Genomic DNA, 20814 nt, shown 5'->3' with positions numbered 1-20814 from the left:
TTATTATTATCGGCTTAAAAATAATATTCTTAAAGGAGAGAACGATGAGATTAGGTGTAAATATAGATCATATAGCAACAGTAAGAGAGGCAAGGAAAACATATGAGCCTGATCCTGTTAAAGGTGCTATCATAGCAAGAGACGCAGGAGCAGACCAGATAACATTCCATCTGAGGGAAGACAGAAGGCATATACAGGACTCTGATGTTGAAAAACTCAGGGCTGTTATAACAGAAATACCTCTAAATATGGAGATGGCAGCCACAGAGGAGATGAAACAGATAGCTATAAGAATAAAACCCGACAGGGTCACAATTGTTCCTGAAAAAAGGGAAGAGATAACAACAGAGGGAGGCCTTGACGTTGTATCAATGACTGACTACCTGAGAGAATTTATAAAAGAGTTAAAGGATAACGGGATAAATGTTGCAACATTTGTTGATCCTGTGGAAGAGCAGATAAAGGCATCTATGGAAGTGGGAGCAGACGCTGTTGAGATTCATACAGGAGAGTATGCAAACGCAAGGTCAGATAAAGAAAGGGATAATGAGATCTTCAGAATTAAAAAAGCTGCCGTTTACGGAAGAAGTCTCGGCCTGAAAGTTTTTGCAGGACACGGACTGACATACACAAATGTCCAGCCTGTTGCTGAGATAGAAGAGATTGAGGAGCTGAATATAGGGCACTCAATAATAGCAAATGCTATATTCCTCGGGCTTGATGAGGCTGTAAGAAAGATGAAAAAGCTGATAAATGAGGTCAGAAGGAAAGATATCCGAGTATAGCATAACCAAAAACTGCTGAAAGAAAACCAATAACTCCGCCTGTCAACACATCGATGGGAAAATGAGCACCCATATATACTCTCCCGTAGGCTATTAAAACCGCATAAACAAAGAAGAGCAGAATAATGGGGAGACTACCATAAAAGAGCATAACACCAAAAATGGTAAAGGCGTAAGCTGTATCGGCTGAAGGGAAGCTCTTTAATGTTACAGGCTCAAGGAGGTTTACATTCTCAAGAAGAACGTAGGGTCTTTTATGTCTGAATGTGTATTTTATAGAAGGCATCAGTATACCGGTTATTAAAAGGGCTATAGCAAGATGTATAAGGCTTTCCAGGCCTCCAGAGTAGTAAAAGAAAGGAAGAAAGACAGGAAGTGTGTAGCTCTTTCCAAGTCTGAAGTAGTACCTGTAAAATCTATCTAAAAACCTGGATCTTCTTGAGTTTATAAGATAGAAAAGTTTCACATTCCATTTTATCTTTAACTGCCAGTCATTTGGTATTCTTCTTTTTTCAGACATTTACAACCTCAAATATATTTGTAACAGCAACAGGTCTCACGCCAAAATAAAGATTCCCTATCTTAAAATCGTACTCATAAACCTCAAAATGGTAATAGCCTGCCCTGTAGGCAACGTAGGAAAATCTGTTTTCCTCAGTTACAAGAACAGGACTGTTATTACATTTCAGTATCTTTACTGTTTTTAACTCTCTGAAATCACAGTTAATTGATGACCCAACGGGCATCTTCTCCCAGAAAAGGTAGATATTAAAACCGTTACTTCCCCAGAAGTAACCTTCCTTCCTTTTAAGAGATATATAAAGCAGTCCTTTCCTTAAAGCCTCAAGTATATCCTTCTTATCTTTTATCTCACTTTTTGAAAAAACTTTGTTCACAAGCCATTTAAACCCTTCCTGGTATGAAGGTATCAGAATACCGTGTGTATGTTCCTGATAAACAAGCTTAATATGAAGATCAAGACCACCTATAAGTTTTAGCCCCTTTGCTCTCTCAAAATAAAGATCAACCCATTTATCAAGGGGTATAAGTGCATTCCATTTATGGAGAATATTCCTGGTAAAAGGGTAGAGGAGAATATTTTTGATAAGTGTAAGTCCTGTAATAAGCTTGTTCCATACAATACCGTCCTTTATGTCTATGATCTCATAAAGATGATCTTCCTTGAACTCTCCCTTCCATCTATAATGTTCAAACTCAAAGTTATTAGGATGTGATATGACAGGAACCTCATTTCCCAGAAGAAGCAGTCTTCCATCTGGTGTGTTCTTTTCTATACCTGCGAAAACCTTACCATCCTCAAAAAATCTGTAGTTATCGTTATCATGATCCGTAACAAAGACAAAATCAATCTCATTAACTTCCATAGCCCTTCTTATATCTGAAGGTTTACCAAGGGAATCAAATGAAAACTGAGTATGTATATGGGATATAACATTATATCTGTATATCTCTTCAGGAAAACTTTCTGACAGTGAAGATATACTTTTCTCGTCTATTTTTATCTTCTTAATCGGTCTGAACTCTACATAAAATAAAAAAGTCAGAAATAAGATGATTATAAAAAAAAGTACCAAGTATACCAACTTACCCTCAGGACAGTTTTAGATTATATTTTATCATCAGTTTGTGATAGTGAGAAAAATCTGTAAAAGATACCTTTTTTCTCAAGAAGCTCTTTTTTTGTCCCTTCCTCAACAACAGTCCCTTTATCCATAACGGCTATCCTATCGCATATATCAAGTATCTTAAGTCTGTGGGTTATCATTATTACTGTTCTGTCTGAGAAATGTTCCTTAATCTCCTCCATCACATACTCTTCAGTCTCAACATCAAGGGCAGATGTTCCCTCATCAATAATAAGTATGTCCGGATCTTTAAGGAATATCCTCGCTATAGATATTCTCTGTCTCTCCCCTCCCGAGAGTCTTGATCCTTTCTCACCAAGAACAGTATCAAGGCCATTCTCCATACTGAAAACAAAATCCGCCTTTGCCTTTTTTAAGGCCTGATATAACTCCTCATCTGTTGCATCTGGTTTTGCTATAAGCAGATTGTTTCTCAAAGTATCATTAAAGATAAAAACATCCTGAGATATCACGCCTATATGTTTTCTCAAAGAGGAGACTGAATACTCTCTGAGCTCATGATCATCAATAAAAACATTTCCCTCATAATCTTTTATTAATCCTGGAAGTATCTTTACAACGGTTGATTTTCCAGATCCTGTAAGTCCGACAATACCAAGTTTTTCTCCTTTATTTATCTTAAGGTTTACATCTTTAAGTATCTGGTTGTTATCAATCTTAAGGGATACATTTTTATAAACGATCCTGTCCTTCAAACCCTCAAACTCTATTCCTTCATCTTTTTCCTCAGGCATATCTAAAAGGAATTTTATTCTTTCAATAACGGGAGATAGGGCTTTAAGCTGAACAAGACCCCTTTGAAGAACCTGCATTGAGTTTACAAGTATCAGAACACCACCTAAAAATGAGAAAAAATCCCCTGCTGTTATCTCTTCATTTATTATTCTGTATCCGCCGTAAAATATTATTCCTGCTGTTGCTGTGTAGGCTATTATCTCAACCGAAGAAAGATATACAGTCTCATAAAACTTGTTTTTCTTCTCCCTGTGGTAAAGATTTTCATTTATAATCCTGAATATCTTGAAAAATACCTTCTGGCTGAAAAGCTTAACAACCTCAAAACCCGTTAAAAGCTGGTTTAGATGCTGAGTGTAATCCCCGTAACTCTCCTGAAGTTTTTTTGAGTATTTCTTTCTTTTCTCTCCAAAGAATCCGAGAGCAACTGTGAGAAAAGGAACAGCTACAAGGAATATTAAAAACATCTTCCAGTCTCTGTATATAAGAAGAACGATTATGGCCATAACCGTAAATGTTTCAGTTATCACATTTGTTCCAAATGATGTAACAATCTGGGAAAATCTCTCAAGATCATTTGTGAGTCTGCTCAGTATATCACCGTATGAGTGTTTAAATAGAAATGAAGGCTGTGTATTAAGAAGTTTACCGTATATATTTTCCCTTATATTTTTAATCCCTTTGTAAACTATCAGAGGGTAAACATAGTTTTTGAGGAAAAATCCTATCTGTTTTGCTGACGCAAGTATAATAAGAACAGCTGTAACAAAAACGAGACTTTCATAGCTTTTTGATACAAAAACATCATCAACAATATTCTTAACTATATATGCAAGTCCGGCTAAAGCTCCTGACTCAAGGAGACTTCCAGCGATTGCCAGGAAAAGCAGAACCCAGTACTTTTTAAAAAGTGAAAGTAAAAAACTAATGTCTTTCTTCATCTTTTTTCATACAGATATATCTTTTTACCTTTCAGATCATAAACTTTAAGCAGGTTTCCCTTTTTATTACCAGAACAGTCTATCAGATAATCCCAGTTCTTCATATATTTAGATTTTTTTAAAGGCTCTCCCTTCTCAAAATCTATATAAAGACATACAGACTTTTCAGGAGAGCAGTCACAGGCAATATTTTTAGAGATATCAACTTCTTGGATAATATCGTAGGCTACTTTTTTCCTTGATGCTTTCTTTTCCATTAAAATTGGGAAACCAATAAACCCCAGAAGGAATCTGACAGTTATAAAAAATAAAGCTGTATAAACAAATGCCCTGAGAAGTTTTTCCTTTTGAGCTTTAACCAAAATGTATCCAAAGACAACAGCGAGAACAGGAAAGAGAGGAATAACATACCTTCCTCTACTCTCTACAGCAAGTATATAAGGAATATAGTTCAGAGCAACAATAAAAAGAAGAAGTTTTATATTTTCCGGCAGAACGATGGAAAGCTTCTTCCTGAAATGTAGAAATATAACAATAAAAGCAAAAATAACACCTGGAATAAGCTGTTTTATATTCAGAAGAGGATACTCAACAAGATGTGTTAAGAATTTCAGTATATCCGACCCACCCCTTGTTCTCACTATACTCTCAAGAAACAGTTTTTGAATATACCTTTCTGGGTCAGCAGTGTTCAGTATCCACAAGGCAGGTATAAGGATTGAAATTCCCGCAGATATATATAAAAAAGGATTTAAAAACTCTTTAAATCTCCTTGTAAAAATAATGAGTGCGAAATAAGTGATACCGAAAAACACCAGTGCAGGAAAACCTTTTAACAGAAAGGAAAGCCCAGCAACAACTCCTGACAGTAATATATAATCCTTTCTGTTCTCAATAAATCCAAAATACTGGAAATAGATCATCAGGAAGATAAAAAAGGCGAGTGTTACATCAATCTCGGCTAAATATCCATACCAGAACAGAATATCAGTAAAGGTCAGATATATAAGGGAAGAAAAAAGGGCTGTAATTTTATCACTGAATATTTTGTAAGAAAATCTGTAAATAAGCAGGAGAGTCAAAGATAAGAAAATAATTGTAACAATCCTTGCTGTCAGTTCTGACCATGGTATAAGAAAGGATGAAATAGCTATGAACCAGTTAAACAAAGGTGGCTTATTAAAGTAAAGATCACCAAGGAATGTTGGCTGAAGAAAATTTCCAGATTTAACCATCTCATAGGAAACGATCACCCTAAGAGATTCCTCTCCTCTAAACTCATAAACATTTATATTAGGGAATAAAGAAAGGACACCCAGTATAATAAGCGATAAAATGTACTTATCACTTAATAGATTAATTTTAAACATCTGTTTTTATTCTGATCCGGAGTATATTTCTTCAAGAACTTCCTTTGCTCCATCTGAAAGCAGTTTTTCTGCAAGCTTAACACCTAAACTCTCAGCATCTTCAAGACTTCCTTCCATACTATCCCTGAAAACTCTATCTCCTGTAAGATCAGAAACAAACCCAGTTATCTTCAGCTTTCCATTTACTATCTCAGAGTATCCTGCAAGTGGAACCTGACAGCCACCTTCAAGTGTTTTTAAGAATGCCCTCTCAGCTTTTGCCCTTATCTCACTTTCTCTATGATTAAGAACCGATACTATCTCCCTTGTTTTTTCATCATCAAGCCTTGCCTCAATTCCAAGAAATCCCTGTGCAACAGCAGGTATCATATAATCAGGCTGGAGTATCTGTCTGACCTTACCCTCAAGTCCAAGTCTTTTAAGACCTGCATAGGCGAGGATAATCCCGTCATACTGGCCTTCTTCAAGCTTTCTTATTCTCGTATCAACATTCCCTCTAAGGTCTTCTATACGGATATCTTTTCTTTTCATCATTATCTGGGCTTTTCTTCTAAGAGAGCTCGTACCAAGAACAGCCCCTTCAGGCATATCCTCAATGGAGTTGTATTTAACAGACAGGAAAGCATCCCTTGGATCTTCCCTCTCGGTGATAGCAACAAGCCCAAGACCTTCAGGAAAGTATGTTGGAACATCCTTTAAAGAATGAACAGCTATATCTATCTCATTTCTGAGCATAGCTTCCTCTATCTCTTTAACAAAAAGACCTTTCCCTCCCACCTTAGCAAGTGGGACATCAAGGATCTTGTCACCTTTAGTAACTATCTTTACAAGTTCAACTTCCAGATCAGGAAAATGTTTCTTCAGCTGATCTGCAATATAATTTGCCTGCCAGAGGGCAAGTTTACTTTTTCTTGTTCCTATTCTTATCCTCAATATAAAACCCCGGAAAATTATTTTTAAAGCTATTATAAACCTTCAGATATATAAACTTCAAACTGTAAAGGATAACTATCATCATTTCTTAAAAATAGTTGCCATTACTGATATCCTAATGTAAAATCTGTTTACAATCATTACTAAAAAGATAATAAAAAATTAATAATAATTAATAAATGCTCTGAATAGGGGGAGCCATGGGAGGAAAAAAGATAAGTTGCCCTCACTGTGAATCAGAGAGGTGTGTTAAGAACGGCAAGGCAAACGGTAAGCAGACATATCTCTGTAAGGAATGCTATTACAGATTTACTATTAATGCATCAAAGAGGAAGTATCCTTTCAAGATCAGAAGAGAAGCTGTAAACCTCTATAAGGAAGGCTATACACTTACAGAGATATCAAAAAAGTTAAATATAAAAGTTCAGACTATACACCACTGGGTTAAGAAATACAAGGATTTGAAGGGAATAAAAAAGATTTAAGTTCATCAAATTTTGAAAAAATATTGAATTATACAAAACTGAATATTAGATTAAATATCAAATTATTAGACAAATTAATAATATAAAAAAATAAATTAATAACACTACTTTAAAGGAGGTCAGTAAGATGAAGAAGTTAGTAGCACTTGCTCTCGCAGGAGCAGTTACATCAACGGCAGCTTTCGCTTTAAGTGATGACTTTAAAATCACAGCAACTGTTGCAGAAAAATGTGTTATCAACACGAATGCAGCAGACATCTCAGTTAACTATGATCCTTTCATCACAAGTGATTACACAGACTCTACAAACATAGTTTTCAACTGTGTTAAAGGAACAAGCGGAACTATCTCATGGACAGCTTCCGGTGTACTTTCCAGTACAGATCCCGCTATTAGTGATACTCTCAGCTATAGCTTAAGTGCAACACTTAATGGCTCTTCAATAAATAGCGGTGATGCTTTCACAGACTCTAACGGTATAGGTTCAGGAAATGAGGAAATTTTATCCTTTGATATTACAATACCTGCTCAGCAAAACGTAAATGTGGGGACATATGAAGATACAGTTACAGTAAACATCGTATACTAAAGATAAAGCGGGGGTGTATCCCCTCACCCCTGCTATATTAAATCTCAGAGGTAATAGCTATGTTAAAGAAAAAAATAATAACAGGATTTACGATATTGGGGATTTCTGGCATAGTCTTTGCAGATTCAGTTCCTTTGCCCATTTCCAATGATGACTTTAAAATCCAAGCAAATGTTATAAAAGTATGTAATATTGTAACTGGTGCTCATGACGTTACACTAAATTACGATCCATTTGAGACAGGCTATGTTGACGGTATAACAAAAGCAAAAACAGAAATTGAGTTCAACTGTTCAAAAGGAACTGAATACACATGGACAGTATCCTTTGACGGAAAACTTGAAAAAGTAGGTGATCCTACAGAATATCTTAACGCACAGGTAATTCCCCAAATCAGCAATGGAACGGATGTAGACGGATCAGATTTTGTAGAAATTCTAACTCTCACAGTAAGAATAGGAACAGGGCAGAATGTATCTGTAGGAACTTATGAAGACACAGTAAACCTAACTCTTACATGGTAAAAGGGGAGAGTTTTATCTCCCCTTTTTTAATTACATCTGAAGGAGGGAAAACATTGATTTTCAGAGCAACAGTATTTGTCATCCTATCGGTAATATTACTAACTTATTCTATAACGTATGCCTTAGATTTTGTTGTGAAACCTATCAGAATTTATGTTTTCCCTCAAAAAACTACAGCGGTTTTTGAAATACAGAGTTTAACCGATAAAAAAATAGCTGTAGAAGCAGAGGTAAGGAAGTGGGATCAGGATCCTGAAGGTAACGATATATTAGTTCCTACAGAAGACGTGGTGGTAGTTCCACCATATATAGAACTTGAAGGCAGGCAAAAACAGTTGGTTAGATTGGCATATCTTGGAAATTTCAGTAGGCCTCAGGAGTTTTATAGATTACTGCTAAGACAGGTTCCACGGAAAATAAAACCTGAAAAAAATCCCAAAAAAGTAAAACCATACATTCAGATATTACTGAATTTAAGCATTCCGGTTTTTGTTAATTCAAAATCAGACATAAATTACAGCCTAAACTTTGAACCTAAAGAAAAATCAAAAGAAAAAGTATCTTTAACCATAAAAAACGATGGAAATGCTTTCGCCAAGATAGTTCATGTAAGCCTTTTTAAAGGTGAGAAGGAGATATTTTCAAAGAATATGGTTAAGTATGTTCTTCCTAAGAAAGAAATCTTATTTGAACTGAAAAAAACAAAAGTAGGTGTTAACGGAAAGATTACTACAGAACCTTTTGAAGATATTCCTGATAAAATGGTGATAGTGCTTGAAGATGATAAAGAAATTACTATTGAGCTTTAGTATAATCTTGATGCTAACAACTTTCTCAATAAGTAAAGAGAAGAAGTATAGTCTTTTAATACTTGATTTGAATATTAACAAAATAAAAGCTGGTGAAGATATAGTTTACACGGAAAAAAAAAGTTATTTATAAGAAAAAGTCTACTACAAAAAATAGGAATAGAAAATTTCCCTGAGAGATATGTGCAAACTATAAAACATCAGGAATATGTCTGTGTTTCTTGTTTAGAAGGTGTAGATTACAACTTAAATTACTCCCTTTTAACAGCGGATATAAATTTCCCTCCTGAATTTTTCAGAAAGGAAGAAATTGTAATCAAAAGACAGCAAGAAGTTCCAGCTGAAAGTCTTGGGCTTTATATTGATTACGATTTTATGTACTCAGACAGCTCGAACTTTAACTATTTCAGAGGAGCAACAGATTTCAATCTATTTTTTGGAAAAAATGTTTTTACATCCTCTTTCTTGATGAACTACTCTGACCTTAGTTCAAAAATAGTTAGGTTAGAAAGTTACCTTCTTATTCAGGATATTGATAATATAAGGAAAATAAAGATCGGAGATATTTTTACTCAGAGCAATCAGTGGAACAGTGCCGTCAGAATAGGTGGTATATCTATAGCAACAGATTTTTCTCTCAGACCTGATATTATTACATATCCTCTTCCTGAATTTTCTGGTGAAACTGTTCTTCCTTCTTCAATAGATATATTTTCCGAGAACGCAAAAGTTTTTTCTAAAGATATAAAACCAGGTGAGTTTGAGATAAGAGATATACCTGTTATTTCTCCGGAAGGGAACCTAAGAGTTATTGTAAAAGACATTTTAGGAAGAACAAGGATTATTGAAATTCCTTATTATACCCACAAAAACCTATTAAAACCCGGCCTTAGTGAATTCTCTTTCTCTACAGGATTTGTAAGAAAAAACTATATAAATGAAAGCTTTAAATATCACAATTTAATAACTATGGGGATATATAGATATGGGTTTACAAACAGATTAACACTAGAATTCGAGGGCTTTTTAAATGGATATAAAGAAGGAAATGTAGGACTAGCACCTCTTATACTAATACCAAAGTTTGGAACAGTAACCCCCTTATTTGCTGCATCCTATTCAGAAGGTAAGTCCGCATTTCTGTACGGAATAAACTACGACAAAACATTCAAATATTTAACCTTTTCCTTTAGATACAAGAAAAACAGCAAAGACTTTGTTCAACCTGGAACAGTTTTAGGACTGCCTAAGGAAGAGTTATCTGCATTTACAACTTTTAGGTTTCCGTATATTGGTTCTTTATCTTTAACATATATGGACAGGAAATTCATAGACAGAGATAATATGACAAACATTAATATTTCATATAGCAAGATAATCTTTAATAGACTTTCTCTATCTGCTGCATATAACAAAAATATTTCCGGGAATAATGATAATGAAGTTTACAGGGTGTCATTAAATATGCCATTAGGGTCTAACTACTCAACCTCTCTTTCAATGCAGGACAATAAGAAAGATCAGTCTTATACTCTATACTTAGCCAAAAATATGACTTCTTCAACAGGTGTTACATACTCAGTCAGAGGAACAAAGGCAAATGGTGATACTAACTTTTTAGGAAATCTATATTTCAAATCTCCATACACTATCCTATTTTCTGAACTCTCATATATTAATTCGGAAGGATCAGACTCTCTAGGGTACAGATTAGGACTTAAGGGTAGCGTTATATATATGGATGGAAATGTATTTTTCAAACAATATGCTAACAACGGTTTTGCCCTTGTAAAAATAGAGCCTCCTGTTGAAGGTGCTAAAGTTTTAGCAAACAACAGAAATGTTGGGACGACAGACAAAAACGGTATAGTGTTTATAGATAATATTGCTCCCTACTACAGAAACGAAATAAGGATAGATCCTTCCTCACTTGATATGAAAACACATATTGATAAAACTGTTTACACTTTTGTCCCTCTGAGAAAACATGGTTATCTACTTAGGTTCAGATCTAAAAAGGTAAACTCGGTAAGGCTTAAGATACAGTTTCCCGATGGAAGTTTTCCTGAGGCAGGTCTGAGGTTTGATATTGACGACAGAACAAACGCAGGTATTATCGGGTACAACGGAAAGGCATTCATAGAGAATATAACAGCAGGAAAACATATAGTAACCGTTGATTACGGCTATGGTATATGTTCTTTTGAACTTAATATAAAAGAGAAATGGCTTGAGAAGGTTGTTCCATATATCGGAGAATACACATGCGTTCCACAGACAGGAACGATAATAGTAAAAGAAAAGAAAAAGATAAAGGTAAAACCTGCGAAACTCAAGAAAGACATAAAAGAGAAAGAAAAACTCAAGAAATTCAGAAAAGTATCATTCAAAAAATCCCCAGAAAACAAAATCAATAAACCTGACAAAAAATCAGAAAAAGCAGAAAACAAAAATAATAAAAACAGAACGTATACCATTGAGGTTGGAAAGTTCAGTGAAAAAGAGATCAAAAAAGCTGTTGAAGAGTATGAAGAGTTCCAGACTGAGATCGTTAAAGATGGAGAGATATACAGAGTCTATATAGGAAAGTTCAAAACCAGAGAGGATGCGGAAAAGTTCAAAAACATATTTAAACTAAACGGGAAAATAAGGGTGGTGAGGGAATGATGAGATACGTAATCACAGTGCTATTCATAATCTTTTCTTTCAATATATCTTTTGCTGTTGTAAAGGGCGGTCACTCAACTTGCACAGCAGATATAGAGGATCTGCCTTTTGGCAATTATGATCCATTTGAGGTAAGTGTAAAGAGAGTTCCAGCTCTTCTGACTGTCAGATGCTCAGGTCACAGGCCTGTAACCTACACAGTAAAACTCTTAGGTGGTAACAGTCCAGACCCAACAAAGAGATATCTATACTCTCCATCAACAGATGAAAAACTATATTACAACATATTTATTAACGGGGGATGTGTCTTCGGAGACGGTACAGGAGGAACATGCGTAATATCCGGAACTGTTCAGCCTAAACACCATGGGGGCGTTCAGGAGGTTAAACATACAGTTATTGGTGTTATCCCACCGATGCAGAATGTAAAAGCTGCAAATGATTACAGGGATGCTCTTATCATTCAGATAGAATATTAGAGTATATGCCAGCCTTTTGGTATAAATATCTTCTCGTAGGTTTTAAGTGCGAATCTGTCTGTCATTCCTGCAACATAATCCACAGATGCCTGCTTTGGATCGTACTCACCCCAGAGCTGGAGATACTTTTCATAGTAGGGTATCTCGTAGTAATGCTCAAGATAGTACTCGTAAAGAGCCTTTACTATCCCTTTTCCCTTCTCAAGCTCCTCAACAACAGGTTTTGCATGGTAAACATTCTCAAAAAGCCACTCCCTTAATGTGTACATAGCCTTATAAACTTTATCTTCCATAACTATATGCCTGTAATCATTATCAATAGTTGAGTTTATTATGCTTTTTATTATTGTTGTTATCCTTTCAGATTTTGTCTCTCCGAGAACAGACCTTATCTCAGAGGGGATATCTCTTTCCTGTATAAGTCCTGCCCTTATCGCGTCTTCTATATCGTGGTTTATGTAAGCTATCTTATCTGCAATTCTTACTATCTCTCCTTCAAGTGTTGAGGGCATATTACCTTCAGATATTAAAGGTGACTTTCCTTTGCTGTGTTTAAGTATTCCATCCCTTACCTGATCTGTAAGATTAAGACCCATACCTTCATTCTCAAGAAGATCAACAACCCTGAGGCTCTGCCTTGCGTGGTGATAAGAAGCTCCTTCCTTCAGTATAAACTCCCCAGCATGACCAAAAGGCGTATGCCCAAGATCGTGACCAAGTGATACAGCCTCAACAAGATCCTCATTCAGTCTTAAAGCCTTTGCTATAGTTCTACCTATCTGTGCAACCTCAAGTGTATGAGTCATTCTTGTTCTGTAGTGATCACCTTCAGGGGATAGGAATACCTGTGTTTTATGTTTAAGCCTTCTGAAAGCCTTAGAGTGGAGTATCCTGTCCCTGTCTCTCTGGAACTTAGTTCTCAGATCACACTCTCTCTCCTCCCTCTTCCTCTTTGCATCTCTGCTTTTTGAGGCTCTCTCATGTAAAAACTTATACTCAAAACTCTCTAACTGCTCTCTAACATTCATTTTACTTCCTGTCAGGTTTATATTTATAATGTATATCTATTTTTCGGAGGTTCAGATTGAAAGGGAAAGCTGTAAGTATTCTTATCATATTTTCTGTTGTATTAACCCTATCATTTGGAAAAACAGCACCTGATTTTTCAGTAAAAGATGAGAACGGAAAAATCGTAAACAGGGATGATCTGAAGGGTAAACCAACTCTGCTTATATTCTGGGGAGTTCTCTGCCACAGCTGCAGAGAAGAGATGCCTGTTCTGGATAGACTTTATAAAAAGTATGGAAGAGATATAAACTTTTACGCCGTTGTTCTCGGGACAAAGGATTTACAAAAAATAAAAAAGGTTAAAAAAGAGTGGAACTTTGAGATTCCTGTCCTTATAGGAAACGGTGATATGATGTATAAATACAAGATTATAGGAACGCCTATGATCATAGTTCTTGACAGGAATACAGAAATATTCAGAAGGCTTATAGGCCCACAGTCTGAGGAAAAGATAGAAGGGATTATAAAGAGTTTATTATAGATTTAAGTATATAAAGGCCGTCCTCAGATCCAAGTATGCTCTCTGATGCTCTCTCAGGATGAGGCATAAGACCGAAAACATTTTTATTCTTATTGCATATACCTGCTATATTTTTTAAAGAGCCGTTAGGGTTCGCCTCATCAGTTATATTTCCAAACTCATCACAGTATCTGAGTATTATCTGGTCGTTATCTTCCATCTCTTTAAGTGTGTCCTGATCAACGAAGTAGTTACCGTCGTGGTGTGCTATAGGTATCTTGAGTATCTGTCCTTCCTCACACTGGTTTGTAAAAGGTGTGTTGCTGTTTTCAACCCTCAGATACTGTGGTTTACACACAAACTTCCCGTGTGCATTTGGCATCAAAGCTCCAGGGAGAAGGTGTGACTCAGTGAGTATCTGGAATCCGTTACAGATCCCTATAACATACCTTCCCCTATCTGCAAACTCTTTAAGAGCGTAAGTTAATGGTGTGTGAGATGCTAACGTTCCAGGCCTTAAGTAATCTCCGAATGAAAATCCACCTGGAAGTACTATACAGTCAAAACCATCTATATCTGTTCTTCTGTAATCTATGAACTCAACATCCTTCTTAAGGATATCCCTTATTACGGTGTATGTATCGTAATCGCAGTTTGATCCTGGATATACAGCAACGCCAAATCTCAATCTAAGCCTCCTATTCTACAACTTCAAACTCGTAATCTTCTATTATCTCATTTACAAGGGCTTTTCTCGCCATCTCCTTCGCCTTTTCAATAGCCTTTTCCCTGTCATTCTCTTCTATGTAAACCTCAATATACTTTCCAACTTTCACATCCTTTACATCTGAAAATCCAAGCGATCTGAGATTTTCAGCTACAGCTCTTCCCTGAGGATCAAGAACACCTTTTCTCGGTTTTATATAAAACTTTACAAGCATAAATCACTCCTCACTTTTTGAAATTATTATAACATCTCAGGGCAGGATTGATAAAAGTGTATCCCTGTCTATAGCTGCCGTCCCTATCTCACCAACAACATAACCGGCTGCGTAGTTCGCAAGAGATGATGCCTCAAGCCAGCTTGCTCCCGATACCTTTGACAGTGTGAGAACAGATATCACAGTATCTCCTGCACCTGTTACATCAAAAACCTTTTTTGCCTTTGCAGGTATTTTAGTGATACTCTCGCCTTCAAAAAGTGCCATACCCTCAGAACCAAGCGTTATAAGAAGCTGATCTATACCCAACTTTCTTTTTATCTCAGATCCTATCCTTTCAATAGGAAGTGATCTGTCCTTCTTAACACACTCGTAAGCCTCTTTCCTGTTAGGTGTCATTATTGTTATATTCCTGTAAAGACTGAAGTTTGAAGGTTTAGGATCAACAAAGATGGGTTTTCCAGTCTTCCTTAAAAAGTCCATCAGTCTTCTTGTTATCACACCTTTACCGTAGTCTGAAACAATAACAGCATCTATCCTTTCAATAATATCCTGTATGGCTGATATAAGCCTTTTCTGAACAGTCTGTGAAAGTCTGTCCTTCTTCTCCCTGTCTATTCTCATCAGCTGCTGGCTTACAGCTATTATCCTTGTTTTTTCTGTTGTAGGTCTGTTTCTGTCCCTGATAACAACAGGGTTTATCCCGCTTTCTGAAAGCATATTAACAAGTATCTCACCATTTATATCATCACCAACGACACCTGCTATGTATACCTCACCTTCAAGCTCAGATATATTCCAGGCAACATTACAGGCCCCTCCAAGATTCAGACTCTCCCTTTTTACATCAACTACAGGGACGGGAGCTTCAGGTGAAATTCTTTCAACCTCTCCCCAGAGATATCTATCAAGTATAAGATCCCCAACTACAAGTATCTTTTTCTCAGGAAATCTTTTAACTATCTCAGATGCTCTATCTCTGTCTATCATGGATATACTATCCCTGTTAAAAGATTGTAGGTCTCTTCTCTTCCTGTCATTATATTAAAGTTCTGGATCGCCTGTGATGAAGCCCCTTTTCCAAGATTATCAATGGCTGTTATAACAACAGCAAGACCTGTTCTCTCATCTTTATCAACAAATATGTCACAGAAGTTAGAGCCTGAAACATACTTTGTATGTGGTGGCTCAGTTAAAAATCTTATAAATGGCTCATACCTGTACTCAAGTCTGTAAAGCTCAACAATCTGATCCTTTGAAAGATCCGTCCTGAATGTTATAGTCGCTATCATACCCCTTGATACTGGTATTATATGGGGTGTAAATCTCACCTTTATGTCAGAACCTGATACATTTTTTAAAACATTTTCCATCTCAGGTATATGTCTGTGCATTAAAGGTTTATATGGGTAAGAATCCCCAAAAGCCTCAGGATAATGAAACTGCTGTTTTGGTTCCCTTCCAGCCCCTGATATTCCTGAAAGTGCATTTATAACTATCTCTCCCTTAATAACACCTTCCTTAACAGCAGGGTATAAACCTAAGATGGATGCTGTTGGGTAACATCCTGGATTTGCCACAACAGAGGCATTTTTGATATCATCCCTGAAAAGTTCTGGGAGACCGTAAACAGCCTTAAATAGCAGTTCTGGGTATTTATGTTCAAAACCGTAAAATTCTGTGTAAGCTTTTGTGTCCTTTATTCTGTAAGCTGCAGAAAGATCTACAACCTTTTTTCCGCTCTCATAAACCCTTTTAACAAGCTCAACTGAAGGCTCATGTGGAAGACAGAGAAAGAAAAAGTCAGAGGACTGGATATCTATATCTTCCTGAAATACGAGATCGGAGAACCTTCCTGAGAAAAATGGAAACACATCCTTTAATCTCTTACCTGAGTATCTTCTTGAGCTGATCTGGTTTATCTCTATATCTTCATATGATGAGAGAATTCTCAGAAGTTCAATTCCTGTATAACCTGAGGCTCCTGCTATAGCTATTTTCATAAAAAATTTCCCTGTTTATGATTTTAAGTTAGATTATGACAGTGGGATGAAAAAGTCAATCTGATAAAGGGAGCAGAAGCTCCCGTAAGGTTTATATTAACGCTTGGACCATCTGTATTTTGCTCTCGCACCCATCTGTGCGTACTTCTTACGCTCTTTGACCCTTGCGTCCCTTGTAAGAAGACCAGCAGATTTTAAAACAGGTCTGAAGTCAGGGTTGTACTGAAGAAGCGCCTTTGCAATTCCATACATAACAGCTTCTGCCTGTGCAGGCTTTCCACTACCTTTTACAGTTGCGTAAACATCAAACTTTCCAAGTGTCTCTGTAACCGCAAAAGGTCTGTTTATCCTTTCCATAAGTATCTCTCTCTCAAAGTAAACAGGAGCTTCCCACTCTTTACCTGATGAGCTTCTAACATATATCTTCCCTTCACCTGGGAATATCCACACCCTTGCTACAGCCTCTTTTCTTCTTCCTGTTCCGTATTTTGCAACCTTAGGATCTATCTTAACTATCTCAGCCAAGACTTAATACCTCCACACTAAAAATTTTTCCAGAGAGCTTTAAGCTCTTCCAGGTTTTTTGGATTTTGAGCCTGATGCTTATGCTCTGATCCTGTGTAAACCTTAAGCCTTTTCATAAATCTTTTCTGGAGCTTGTTCTTTGGAAGCATTCTCTCAACAGCTAATCTTATAACCTCTTCAGGTTTGTGTTCAAGCATCCACTGGAGAGTTCTCACATTAAGACCACCAGGTCTGTTTGTGTGCCATTTGTACTCTTTATCTGTAAGCTTCTTCCCTGTAACAGTTATCTTGTCAGCGTTTAAAACGATAACAAAATCTCCAACATCAACATCAGGCTGGAAGTAAGGTTTATGTTTTCCTCTGAGAATGTTTGCTATAAGTGTAGCAAGTCTTCCAAGATTTTTTCCTGTAGCATCAATAACATACCATTCTCTTTTAATATCAAGCTTACGAGCATCTATAGTTTTCATACTCCTCCTCGCACAATTAATTCTATCAACAAGACAATAATTATTACATACTGGCTTTTAACTGTCAAGAAAAGTTATGTTCCCGGAATTATCAGTCCGTAATTCCCGGCTTTCTTCCTGTATATAACATTAACCTCTCCTGTCTCTGCATTTCTGAACGGAAGGAAGAAAGCTCCCATCTCCTCAAGAAGCATTCTTGCATCCTCAACTGTGAGAGGTTTTTCAAGAGGCATAGGTTCCTGAACGATTAAAGGTCTCTCTATGCTTTCCTCAACAGTGACGGTTCTCTTTTCCATCTCCTTGAGTTTTGCAAGTCTTCTTCTCTCTTCTTTTCTTCTTGCCTTAAGTCTTACAAGCTGTCTTTCAACCTCATCTATAACAAAGTCTATAGCAGAGTAAAGATCATTACTTTCTTCCCAGGCGTGTATAACCCCACCACCTGGTGTCTTGAAGTAGATGTCTATATCAACCCTGTTTCTATGTCTGTGTTTCTCAAAAGCATATGTTACCCTTACCTCTACAGAATCATCAGCAACATCAATATCTTTGATGTAAGGTTTAAGTCTTTCAAGTTTGTGTTCTGTATAGCTCTTGATAAACTCCGTCACGTCAATATTCTTTCCAACATGCTCTACCTTCATGGCTTCGTCCTCCTTGTTCTTGAATCCGGTATATTTAATTCTTCTCTATATTTTGTTACAGTTCTTCTTGCTATCTTTATTCCGTATCTATCCTTTAATATATTCGCTATAGCCTGATCACTTAACGGCTTTTTCTTGTCCTCATTTTCTATAAGCTCACAGATCATATATTTTACTTTTTCTGTGGAAATATCTCCACCTGAAGTTTGGAGTTTTGATGCGAAAAATGCCTTTAAAGGTATAAGTCCCTTGTCTGTCTGCATATATTTACTTGATACAATCCTGCTCACAGTTGATTCATGAAGATCAAGTTTTGATGCTATATCTTTAAGTGTTAAAGGTTTAAGGTACTCCTTCCCTTTTCTCAAAAAGTCTGCCTGATAGTTCACAAGAAGCTCTGTTATTCTGTAAAGGTTTTCCCTTCTCAGCTCTATACCTTTCATTATACCCATAGCCTTCTGGAGTTTATCCTCAAGGAACTTCCTAACTTCCGGAGAAAGGGATTTATCAGATATAAGTCTTCTGTACTGGGATGTAAGCTTCAGTTTTGGAATACCTGACTCATTCACCTTTATCTCAAAGCTGTCCCCTCTATCGTAAACATAAACATCAGGCTCAACATACTCTGTTGTCTCAAGATCGTAATTAAATGTCGGGTATGGTCTCAGCATCTTTATGTAAAATACCTTCTCCTCAATCTCCTTCCTGTCAACCCCATACTTTTCAGATAGATAATCCATATCATTAAGATTCCAGACATCTTCCCTGAGTATTCTCTCTACAAGGGGATCCTTTCCAAACCTCTCCTCGTACTGGATTATTAAGGCCTCCTCAAGTGTAAGGGCGCCTATCCCTGTAGGTTCAAGTCTTATGAATCTTTTTCTTACTTCCTCTACAATCTCCTGTTTTACATTCAGTTTTGATGCTATCTCATCAATAGAAACTGCGAGTAACCCTTTCTCATCCAGATTTCCGGCGATCTCATGGGCTATATCCTTTTCAATACCTTCAAACTCAAGGTCTATCTGGAAATCAAGTGTGTCGTACAGTGTAGGTCTGTATGCTATCCTGCTTAAAAGAGGCGTTTCTTCCTCATCATAGTACTTTGATAGATCCTTTATAGGCTCATAATCAGGCTCTAAATTTATTATCTCTTCAAGGAAAGGGTTTTCCTCAAGCTCCTGCTTTATTGTCTCTTTAAGCTCAACTGTAGGGAGCAGTAAAAGAGAAAGCTGCTGCTTCAGGCTTAATGTAAGTACAAGCTTATTCTGAAGTTTTAGATTTAATGTCTGCTTCAGCATCTGTTTAACACTTCATAAAACTTATTTAATGCCTCTTTCCTGTTCTGAGCTTTTATTATAGGTCTTCCAATAACAAGTATATCAGCACCTGATCTCAATGCCGTTTCAGGTGTTGCTGATCTTTTCTGGTCATCTGTGCTGTCTTCAGAAAATCTTATTCCAGGAACAACGGATATAAAATCTTTTTTTATTTCTTTTTTTAGTCTTTCAACCTCATGAGCAGAGGAGACGATACCATCCACCCCTGTATCAACAGCTTCCTTAGCAAGTTTCAGGGCAAGCTGGTCTATAGTATAATGTGAGCCTATATAATCCATATAATCCTCTGAATGGCTTGTGAGAACAGTAACACCTAAAATTTTAAGATCTGAACCTTCCCTGGCCTCAACAGCTTTCTGTAACATCTGTCTTCCACCAAGTGTATGAACGGTAAGGTAATTCACACCAAGATCCACAGCAGATGATACACCGTTATAAACTGTGTTAGGTATGTCATGTAGTTTTAGATCAAGGAATATATCAAAACCCATTGATTTTACAAGGTCTGTTATCTCTCTTCCGTATTTTATAAAAAGCGCATAACCTATTTTTACTATAAGATCGTAACCTGATATATCTTCCAGAATCCTTTCAGCTTCCTTTATATCTCTTACATCAAGAGCTACCGCTATTCTTTTTTCTGTCAAACTCTCTCCTTTATATCAATTTTCATGCCAATTTATATTAGATTTAATAGAAATATAAGTCAAGGGCAGGATTATTTCAATTTATTCCTGGTATGCTATCTGTATGGCCTTCTTTATGTCCTCAAAAAGTGTTATCTCTGCATCAGGATTTCTGAGAACATACGCTGGATGGAAGGTTAGATAAAGGATCCTCCCTTCCCAGTTTATTATTGATCCTCTCTCCTTTGTTATCGCAACATTCCTGTTCAGAAATGCCCTTCCTGCAGTTGCTCCAAGGAGACAGAGAACTTTAGGATCTATTATCTCAATCTGTTTTTTTAGATATGGGAAACATCTCTCCATCTCCCACGGTGTTGGCGTTCTGTTCCCTGGTGGTCTGCATTTACATATATTTGCTATATAGAAATCCTCCCTTCTGTATCCTGCAGCCTCAATAAGTTTTGTCAGAAGTTTTCCTGCTCTTCCAACAAAAGGTCTTCCCTGCTTATCTTCTTCCCCTCCAGGTGCTTCACCTATAAACATAAGTTTTGCATTAAGATTTCCTTCACCTAAAACAGCCTGCGTTCTGCTTTTATAAAGATCACAGTTTGTACAGTTCTGGATCTGTTCATTGATCTGTGACATCAGCTTCTCTTTTTCTTTTATATCCATACCTGCCGATCCTTCTTCTGTGAAAATATTTTCAAAACCAAGCTCCATTAAGATCTTTATATGTTTTTTTAACTGATCCATAGA

At 36.6% G+C, this 20814-nt stretch carries 24 protein-coding genes; 8 read left to right on the top strand and 16 right to left on the bottom strand.

All coding sequences use genetic code 11. The annotated features are described in order from the left end of the window. Positions 1-44: 44 nt before the first annotated feature. Complete coding sequence (locus PERMA_RS02225; protein ID WP_012676614.1) at positions 45-785, top strand: pyridoxine 5'-phosphate synthase; 741 nt, start codon at positions 45-47, stop codon at positions 783-785. Here PERMA_RS02225 and PERMA_RS02220 read toward each other — a convergent pair. The 5 genes from PERMA_RS02220 to hemC are packed head-to-tail and all read right to left on the bottom strand — an operon-like array spanning position 760 to position 6431. Next, the gene (locus PERMA_RS02220) at positions 760-1305 is read right to left on the bottom strand and encodes a phosphatase PAP2 family protein (RefSeq protein ID WP_012676059.1); all 546 of its coding nucleotides are present in this window, start codon (positions 1303-1305) and stop codon (positions 760-762) included. The genes PERMA_RS02225 and PERMA_RS02220 overlap by 26 nt on opposite strands. Continuing rightward, a complete protein-coding gene (locus tag PERMA_RS02215) occupies positions 1298-2389 on the bottom strand; it encodes a PHP domain-containing protein (protein WP_238527226.1) in 1092 nt (363 codons plus the stop codon). Before PERMA_RS02215 ends, PERMA_RS02220 begins: the two co-directional genes overlap by 8 nt. A gap of 23 nt (positions 2390-2412) precedes the next feature. Then, the gene (locus PERMA_RS02210) at positions 2413-4128 is read right to left on the bottom strand and encodes an ABC transporter ATP-binding protein (protein ID WP_012676442.1); all 1716 of its coding nucleotides are present in this window, start codon (positions 4126-4128) and stop codon (positions 2413-2415) included. Further along, the gene (locus PERMA_RS02205; RefSeq protein WP_012675456.1) at positions 4125-5498 is read right to left on the bottom strand and encodes an ArnT family glycosyltransferase; all 1374 of its coding nucleotides are present in this window, start codon (positions 5496-5498) and stop codon (positions 4125-4127) included. Before PERMA_RS02205 ends, PERMA_RS02210 begins: the two co-directional genes overlap by 4 nt. 6 nt (positions 5499-5504) lie before the next feature. After that, positions 5505-6431 (bottom strand): hydroxymethylbilane synthase, encoded by a 927-nt coding sequence (gene hemC, locus PERMA_RS02200; protein WP_012675459.1) that lies wholly within the window; start codon positions 6429-6431, stop codon positions 5505-5507. Between the two features lie 200 nt (positions 6432-6631). On the opposite strand from hemC, the gene PERMA_RS02195 reads away from it, so the two are divergent. From PERMA_RS02195 to PERMA_RS02170, 6 genes are all read left to right on the top strand, one after another. Continuing rightward, positions 6632-6916: an IS1/IS1595 family N-terminal zinc-binding domain-containing protein gene (locus PERMA_RS02195; RefSeq protein ID WP_012676600.1), complete on the top strand. Its 285-nt coding sequence runs from the start codon at positions 6632-6634 to the stop codon at positions 6914-6916. A gap of 127 nt (positions 6917-7043) precedes the next feature. Beyond that, a complete protein-coding gene (locus PERMA_RS10445) occupies positions 7044-7505 on the top strand; it encodes a Csu type fimbrial protein (RefSeq protein ID WP_012676699.1) in 462 nt (153 codons plus the stop codon). Positions 7506-7564: 59 nt separating this feature from the next. Further along, positions 7565-8029, top strand: coding sequence for a Csu type fimbrial protein (locus PERMA_RS02185; protein ID WP_012675867.1), 465 nt, complete (start codon positions 7565-7567; stop codon positions 8027-8029). Positions 8030-8082: 53 nt separating this feature from the next. Next, positions 8083-8838, top strand: coding sequence for a fimbrial biogenesis chaperone (locus tag PERMA_RS02180; protein ID WP_187146669.1), 756 nt, complete (start codon positions 8083-8085; stop codon positions 8836-8838). Positions 8839-9021: 183 nt separating this feature from the next. After that, positions 9022-11505, top strand: a complete 2484-nt coding sequence (locus PERMA_RS02175; protein WP_015899008.1) for an SPOR domain-containing protein — start codon at positions 9022-9024, stop codon at positions 11503-11505. Next, positions 11505-11984: a spore coat protein U domain-containing protein gene (locus tag PERMA_RS02170; RefSeq protein ID WP_041530859.1), complete on the top strand. Its 480-nt coding sequence runs from the start codon at positions 11505-11507 to the stop codon at positions 11982-11984. The genes PERMA_RS02175 and PERMA_RS02170 overlap by 1 nt, the downstream gene beginning before the upstream one ends. Here PERMA_RS02170 and PERMA_RS02165 read toward each other — a convergent pair. After that, on the bottom strand, positions 11981-13012 hold the full coding sequence (locus tag PERMA_RS02165; protein WP_012675871.1) for a deoxyguanosinetriphosphate triphosphohydrolase: 1032 nt from the start codon (positions 13010-13012) through the stop codon (positions 11981-11983). The genes PERMA_RS02170 and PERMA_RS02165 overlap by 4 nt on opposite strands. Positions 13013-13068: 56 nt before the next feature. Here PERMA_RS02165 and PERMA_RS02160 point away from each other — a divergent pair, with 56 nt between their 5' ends. Further along, positions 13069-13533, top strand: a complete 465-nt coding sequence (locus PERMA_RS02160; protein WP_012675325.1) for a TlpA family protein disulfide reductase — start codon at positions 13069-13071, stop codon at positions 13531-13533. Here PERMA_RS02160 and purQ read toward each other — a convergent pair. The 10 genes from purQ to PERMA_RS02110 form a co-directional block, all read right to left on the bottom strand. Continuing rightward, positions 13514-14200, bottom strand: coding sequence for a phosphoribosylformylglycinamidine synthase I (gene purQ / locus PERMA_RS02155; RefSeq protein ID WP_012676018.1), 687 nt, complete (start codon positions 14198-14200; stop codon positions 13514-13516). The genes PERMA_RS02160 and purQ overlap by 20 nt on opposite strands. Before the next feature lie 10 nt (positions 14201-14210). Then, on the bottom strand, positions 14211-14453 hold the full coding sequence (purS, locus tag PERMA_RS02150) for a phosphoribosylformylglycinamidine synthase subunit PurS (RefSeq protein ID WP_012676384.1): 243 nt from the start codon (positions 14451-14453) through the stop codon (positions 14211-14213). Positions 14454-14489: 36 nt separating this feature from the next. Further along, positions 14490-15443 (bottom strand): D-glycero-beta-D-manno-heptose-7-phosphate kinase, encoded by a 954-nt coding sequence (gene rfaE1, locus PERMA_RS02145; RefSeq protein WP_012675540.1) that lies wholly within the window; start codon positions 15441-15443, stop codon positions 14490-14492. Beyond that, positions 15440-16456 (bottom strand): N-acetyl-gamma-glutamyl-phosphate reductase, encoded by a 1017-nt coding sequence (gene argC / locus PERMA_RS02140; protein ID WP_012676643.1) that lies wholly within the window; start codon positions 16454-16456, stop codon positions 15440-15442. Before argC ends, rfaE1 begins: the two co-directional genes overlap by 4 nt. Before the next feature lie 96 nt (positions 16457-16552). Continuing rightward, the gene (gene rpsI, locus PERMA_RS02135; RefSeq protein ID WP_012675730.1) at positions 16553-16981 is read right to left on the bottom strand and encodes a 30S ribosomal protein S9; all 429 of its coding nucleotides are present in this window, start codon (positions 16979-16981) and stop codon (positions 16553-16555) included. Positions 16982-16998: 17 nt separating this feature from the next. Then, positions 16999-17451: a 50S ribosomal protein L13 gene (gene rplM, locus PERMA_RS02130; RefSeq protein ID WP_012676821.1), complete on the bottom strand. Its 453-nt coding sequence runs from the start codon at positions 17449-17451 to the stop codon at positions 16999-17001. A gap of 74 nt (positions 17452-17525) precedes the next feature. Further along, the gene (gene hpf, locus PERMA_RS02125) at positions 17526-18092 is read right to left on the bottom strand and encodes a ribosome hibernation-promoting factor, HPF/YfiA family (protein WP_012676101.1); all 567 of its coding nucleotides are present in this window, start codon (positions 18090-18092) and stop codon (positions 17526-17528) included. Next, positions 18089-19393 carry an RNA polymerase factor sigma-54 gene (gene rpoN / locus PERMA_RS02120; protein ID WP_012675301.1) on the bottom strand — a complete coding sequence of 435 codons (1305 nt, stop codon included), beginning with the start codon at positions 19391-19393 and terminating at the stop codon, positions 18089-18091. Before rpoN ends, hpf begins: the two co-directional genes overlap by 4 nt. Then, the gene (pyrF, locus tag PERMA_RS02115; protein WP_015898980.1) at positions 19387-20079 is read right to left on the bottom strand and encodes an orotidine-5'-phosphate decarboxylase; all 693 of its coding nucleotides are present in this window, start codon (positions 20077-20079) and stop codon (positions 19387-19389) included. The genes rpoN and pyrF overlap by 7 nt, the downstream gene beginning before the upstream one ends. A gap of 81 nt (positions 20080-20160) precedes the next feature. Further along, positions 20161-20811 carry a uracil-DNA glycosylase gene (locus PERMA_RS02110; RefSeq protein WP_012676004.1) on the bottom strand — a complete coding sequence of 217 codons (651 nt, stop codon included), beginning with the start codon at positions 20809-20811 and terminating at the stop codon, positions 20161-20163. Positions 20812-20814 lie beyond the last annotated feature (3 nt).

Origin of the sequence: Persephonella marina EX-H1 (assembly GCF_000021565.1) — a bacterium.
Taxonomy (GTDB): Bacteria; Aquificota; Aquificia; order Aquificales; family Hydrogenothermaceae; genus Persephonella; species Persephonella marina.
Note: the sequence above shows the minus strand (reverse complement) of the source record. Positions and strands in the feature narration are given on the sequence as shown.

Coding starts and splice junctions, on each gene's coding strand:
- PERMA_RS02225 (WP_012676614.1), top strand. CDS start 45: ATGAGATTAGGTGTAAATATAGATCATATAGCAACAGTAAGAGAGGCA.
- PERMA_RS02220 (WP_012676059.1), bottom strand. CDS start 1,305: ATGTCTGAAAAAAGAAGAATACCAAATGACTGGCAGTTAAAGATAAAA.
- PERMA_RS02210 (WP_012676442.1), bottom strand. CDS start 4,128: ATGAAGAAAGACATTAGTTTTTTACTTTCACTTTTTAAAAAGTACTGG.
- PERMA_RS02205 (WP_012675456.1), bottom strand. CDS start 5,498: ATGTTTAAAATTAATCTATTAAGTGATAAGTACATTTTATCGCTTATT.
- PERMA_RS02195 (WP_012676600.1), top strand. CDS start 6,632: ATGGGAGGAAAAAAGATAAGTTGCCCTCACTGTGAATCAGAGAGGTGT.
- PERMA_RS10445 (WP_012676699.1), top strand. CDS start 7,044: ATGAAGAAGTTAGTAGCACTTGCTCTCGCAGGAGCAGTTACATCAACG.
- PERMA_RS02185 (WP_012675867.1), top strand. CDS start 7,565: ATGTTAAAGAAAAAAATAATAACAGGATTTACGATATTGGGGATTTCT.
- PERMA_RS02170 (WP_041530859.1), top strand. CDS start 11,505: ATGAGATACGTAATCACAGTGCTATTCATAATCTTTTCTTTCAATATA.
- PERMA_RS02165 (WP_012675871.1), bottom strand. CDS start 13,012: ATGAATGTTAGAGAGCAGTTAGAGAGTTTTGAGTATAAGTTTTTACAT.
- purS (WP_012676384.1), bottom strand. CDS start 14,453: ATGCTTGTAAAGTTTTATATAAAACCGAGAAAAGGTGTTCTTGATCCT.
- rfaE1 (WP_012675540.1), bottom strand. CDS start 15,443: ATGATAGACAGAGATAGAGCATCTGAGATAGTTAAAAGATTTCCTGAG.
- argC (WP_012676643.1), bottom strand. CDS start 16,456: ATGAAAATAGCTATAGCAGGAGCCTCAGGTTATACAGGAATTGAACTT.
- rplM (WP_012676821.1), bottom strand. CDS start 17,451: ATGAAAACTATAGATGCTCGTAAGCTTGATATTAAAAGAGAATGGTAT.
- hpf (WP_012676101.1), bottom strand. CDS start 18,092: ATGAAGGTAGAGCATGTTGGAAAGAATATTGACGTGACGGAGTTTATC.
- rpoN (WP_012675301.1), bottom strand. CDS start 19,393: ATGCTGAAGCAGACATTAAATCTAAAACTTCAGAATAAGCTTGTACTT.
- PERMA_RS02110 (WP_012676004.1), bottom strand. CDS start 20,811: ATGGATCAGTTAAAAAAACATATAAAGATCTTAATGGAGCTTGGTTTT.